General features: G+C 76.5%; 4 protein-coding genes. 1 reads left to right on the top strand and 3 read right to left on the bottom strand.

Annotated elements, in window-relative coordinates; all coding sequences use genetic code 11:
• The 3 genes from ABZ885_RS37800 to ABZ885_RS37810 all read right to left on the bottom strand — a co-directional run.
• The coding region (locus tag ABZ885_RS37800; protein WP_360199212.1) for a molybdopterin cofactor-binding domain-containing protein at positions 1-1,534 on the bottom strand (1,534 nt) is incomplete at its 3' end.
• Positions 1,531-2,526 (bottom strand): xanthine dehydrogenase family protein subunit M, encoded by a 996-nt coding sequence (locus ABZ885_RS37805; protein WP_360199214.1) that lies wholly within the window; start codon positions 2,524-2,526, stop codon positions 1,531-1,533. The genes ABZ885_RS37800 and ABZ885_RS37805, both read right to left, overlap by 4 nt.
• Positions 2,523-3,035: a (2Fe-2S)-binding protein gene (locus ABZ885_RS37810; protein ID WP_360199216.1), complete on the bottom strand. Its 513-nt coding sequence runs from the start codon at positions 3,033-3,035 to the stop codon at positions 2,523-2,525. Before ABZ885_RS37810 ends, ABZ885_RS37805 begins: the two co-directional genes overlap by 4 nt.
• A 205-nt stretch (positions 3,036-3,240) precedes the next feature.
• On the opposite strand from ABZ885_RS37810, the gene ABZ885_RS37815 reads away from it, so the two are divergent.
• A partial coding sequence (locus ABZ885_RS37815) for a maleylpyruvate isomerase N-terminal domain-containing protein (RefSeq protein WP_360199218.1) occupies positions 3,241-3,455 on the top strand: 215 nt, incomplete at its 3' end.

Raw genomic sequence — 3,455 nt, forward strand, 5'->3', positions numbered from 1 at the left:
CCAGTCGGTGGACGTCCCGGTCTACGACGTCGACGGCTTCGAGACCGACGCCGCGACCGTCGCCGCGCTGCACGCCAAGGGCCGCAAGGTGATCTTCGACCGACACCCGGCCGGCCGGCACGTCCAGGGCCCGGGCGGCGATCCCGGCGAGCACGGTCCGGGCGCCGGTGCCGATGTCGGTGGCGTCGGTGCGGACCAGGAAGGTGCCGTCGGGGCGGGCGAGGGCCTCGGCGGTGGAGGGCGCGACCAGGACGGGGTAGGTGGAGGCGGCGACGCCGCTGCCGAGGAGCCACCGCCCGTCCCTCCGCGGCCGGGACGGGTGCTCCTGCGGCCAGCCGAAGCGGCGGGCGCCCTCGCGCAGGCAGGCGGCCAGGTTGCGGCTGCTGAAGGGCCGTCCGGTGTCGGGTTCGGTGGCGGGCTCGTTGCGCAGGCGCAGTTCGACCGGGTCCAGGCCGCAGGCGCCGGCGAGTTCGTCCATGGCGCATTCGAGGGCGAACATGCCGGGGGCCTCGCCGGGCGCCCGCATCCAGGACGGGGTGGGCACGTCCTGCCGGACGACGCGGTGGGCCGTCCGGCTGTGCGGGGCGGCGTACATCACGCGGGCGGGCACGGCGGACTGCTCGACGAACTCCTGCACCGTCGACGAGCGGGTCGTCACCTCGTGCGCGAGGGCGGTGAGCCGGCCGTCGTCGTCGGCCCCCAGCCGGACGCGGTGGATCGAGGGCGCCCGGTGGCCGGTGAGCGCGGGCAGCAGGGCGCGGGGCAATGCCAGCCGGACCGGGCGGCCGACCTGCCGGGCGGCCATCACGGCGAGGACGACGTGCGGGCGGGGGGTGCCCTTGCTGCCGAAGCCGCCGCCGACGTGCTCGCTGACCACCGTGACGTCGCCGGTGTCGAGGCCGAACAGCGCCGCCAGCGTCTCCTGGACGGTGTGGGCGCCCTGGCTGGAGTCGTGCACGGTCAGCCGCCGGCCGTCCCAGCGGGCGGTGGCGGTGTGCGGCTCCATCGGGTGGTTGTGCAGCGGGCCGATCCGGTACGTGAGGTCGAGCCGCCGGTCGGCCAGCCGGTGGGCGTGGTCGACGTCGCCGCGTTCGCGCACGGCGGGGTGGCCGCCGTTGGCGTACGCGGGGGTGTAGAGGCCGGGGTGGTCGTCGGTGAGCACCACGTCGTGCGGTTCGGCGTCGTACGTCACCCGTACGGCCGCGGCGCCGGCCCGGGCGTCCTGCGGGTTCGCCGCCACGACCAGGGCGACGACCTGGCCGCGGTGCGCCACCCGGGGGGACTGCAGCACGGCCAGGGTCGGGTCGCCGTCCTCGGGCAGGGTGAGGGCGGGCGCGTTGCGGTGGGTGAGCACGGCGAGCACCCCGGGAACGGCGAGCGCGGGCGCGGTGTCGACGGCGGTGACGTCCCCGCGGGCGATGGTCGCGGGCACCGGCCAGGCGTGGGCCAGGCCGTCGGGCCGCTGGTCCCCGGCGTAGCGGGCGGTGCCGGTGACCTTCTCCAGGCCCTCCAGCCGGGCGAGGTCGCTGCTCATCGGTCCTCCTGCGTCTCGGCGAGCCGGACCAGCTCGCGGACGGCCAGGCGCCGGGCGAGGGTCAGCTTGAAGGCGTTGTCGGGCAGTGGCCGGGCGGCGGTCAGTTCGGCCTCCAGGGCGCGGCCGATCACCTCGGGCGTCGGCGGCTGCCCGTACAGGGCGGCCTCGGCGGTCAGCGCCCGCCAGGGGCGGGGGGCGAGGGCGCCGAAGGCCAGGCGCACGGTGTCGACCCGGCCGTCGCGCAGGGTCAGCAGGGCGGCGAGCGAGCAGGTCGCGAACGCGAAGGAGGCCCGGTCGCGCACCTTGCGGTAGACCGAGCGGGCGCCGGCGGGCGGGGGCGGCAGCTCGACGGCGGTGACGAGCTCGGCGGGACCGAGCTCGGTGTCGCGTTCGGGGGAGTCGCCGGGCAGCCGGTGGAAGGCGGCGAGCGGGAAGACCCGGTCGCCGTCCGGGCCGGTCAGCCGGACGGTGGCGTTCAGGGCCACGAGGGCCACCGCCAGGTCGGAGGGGTGGGTGGCCACGCAGTGGTCGGAGGTGCCGAGGACACCGAGGTCCCGGTGGACGCCGGTGCGGGCCGGGCAGCCGGTGCCGGGCCGGCGCTTGTTGCAGGGCTTGGAGACGTCCTGGAAGTACAGGCAGCGGGTGCGCTGGAGCAGGTTGCCCCCGGTGGTCGCGACGTTGCGCAGCTGCCCGGAGGCGCCCGCCAGGACGGCCTGGGCGACGAGCGGGTAGCGGGTGCGCACCAGCGGGTGGGCGGCGAGGTCGCTGTTGCGGACGGTGGCGCCGATCCGCAGGCCGCCCGCCGGGGTCCCGTCGATCCGGTCCAGCGGCAGGCGGGCGATGTCGACCAGGAGCGCCGGCCGTTCGACGCCGAGCTTCATCAGGTCGACCAGGTTGGTGCCGCCGGCCAGGGGTTGCGCCCCGGGTCGGGCGGCGAGCAGGGCGACCGCGGAGGCCACGTCCGCGGGCCGGGTGTAGCCGAAGGGCATCATCGCGCCGCCTCCCCGCCGGCCTGGACCTGCCGGACGGCGCGGATGATGCCCTGGTAGGCGCCGCAGCGGCAGATGTTGCCGCTGAGCAGCTCGCGCAGCGTCCCCTCGTCCGCCGGCGGTGCCGCCCCGGCGGTCTCGGCCAGCACGGCCACCGCCGAGCAGAGCTGCCCGGGGGTGCAGAAGCCGCACTGGAGGGCGTCCTGCTCGACGAACGCCCGCTGCAGCGGGTGCGGACCGTCCGCACCGGCCAGGCCCTCCACCGTCGTGACGCGGGCGCCGTCCTGGGCGACGGCCAGCAGCAGACAGCTGTTGACCCGCCGTCCTTCCACCAGCACGGTGCAGGCGCCGCACTGCCCGTGCTCGCAGCCCGGCTTCGCGCCGGTGAGGCCGAGCCGGTCGCGCAGCACGTCGAGCAGGGTGACGCGGTGGTCGACCGCGAGGGTGTGCGGGTGTCCGTTGACGGTCAGGGCGATCTCACTGCCGGTCGGCAGGGCGTGGGTGGCGTCCATGGGCCAACGGATTCCACCGCGCCCCGGCGGGGACACCCACCGGCCGCCCAGGCAGCCGTTTAGCCGCACAGCCGGCCCGGGTCGGTCCCCCCTCAGGCCCGCTGGCCACGCGTCGCGGCAGTCCGAGGGCCGGTGCTGTGCCGTTGCCGCGGCGGCCGGGGAAAACCGCTTTCCCGTGATCTGATCATGGTGATAGAAACCCGGGGTGCATAACACTCTCGAGTTCTCCGACCTCTTGCGGCTGATCGACGAACGGTCGACGGCGTTCCGGGCCACCGTCGCCTCCGCGCCCAGCCTCGACGCGCAGGTGCCGACCTGCCCCGAGTGGACGCTGTTCGACCTGGCGCAGCACCTCGGCGGGGGCGACCGCTTCTGGGCCGCCATCGTCGGTGCGGGCCCGGCCGACGGCCCGCCGGCCGG

The sequence above is a fragment of the Kitasatospora sp. NPDC047058 genome (assembly GCF_040643935.1).
In the GTDB taxonomy this organism is placed as follows: Bacteria; Actinomycetota; Actinomycetes; order Streptomycetales; family Streptomycetaceae; genus Kitasatospora.

Excerpts from the sequence above, each read along its gene's own strand:
- ABZ885_RS37810 (WP_360199216.1), bottom strand. The coding sequence starts at position 3,035 with ATGGACGCCACCCACGCCCTGCCGACCGGCAGTGAGATCGCCCTGACC.
- ABZ885_RS37805 (WP_360199214.1), bottom strand. The coding sequence starts at position 2,526 with ATGATGCCCTTCGGCTACACCCGGCCCGCGGACGTGGCCTCCGCGGTC.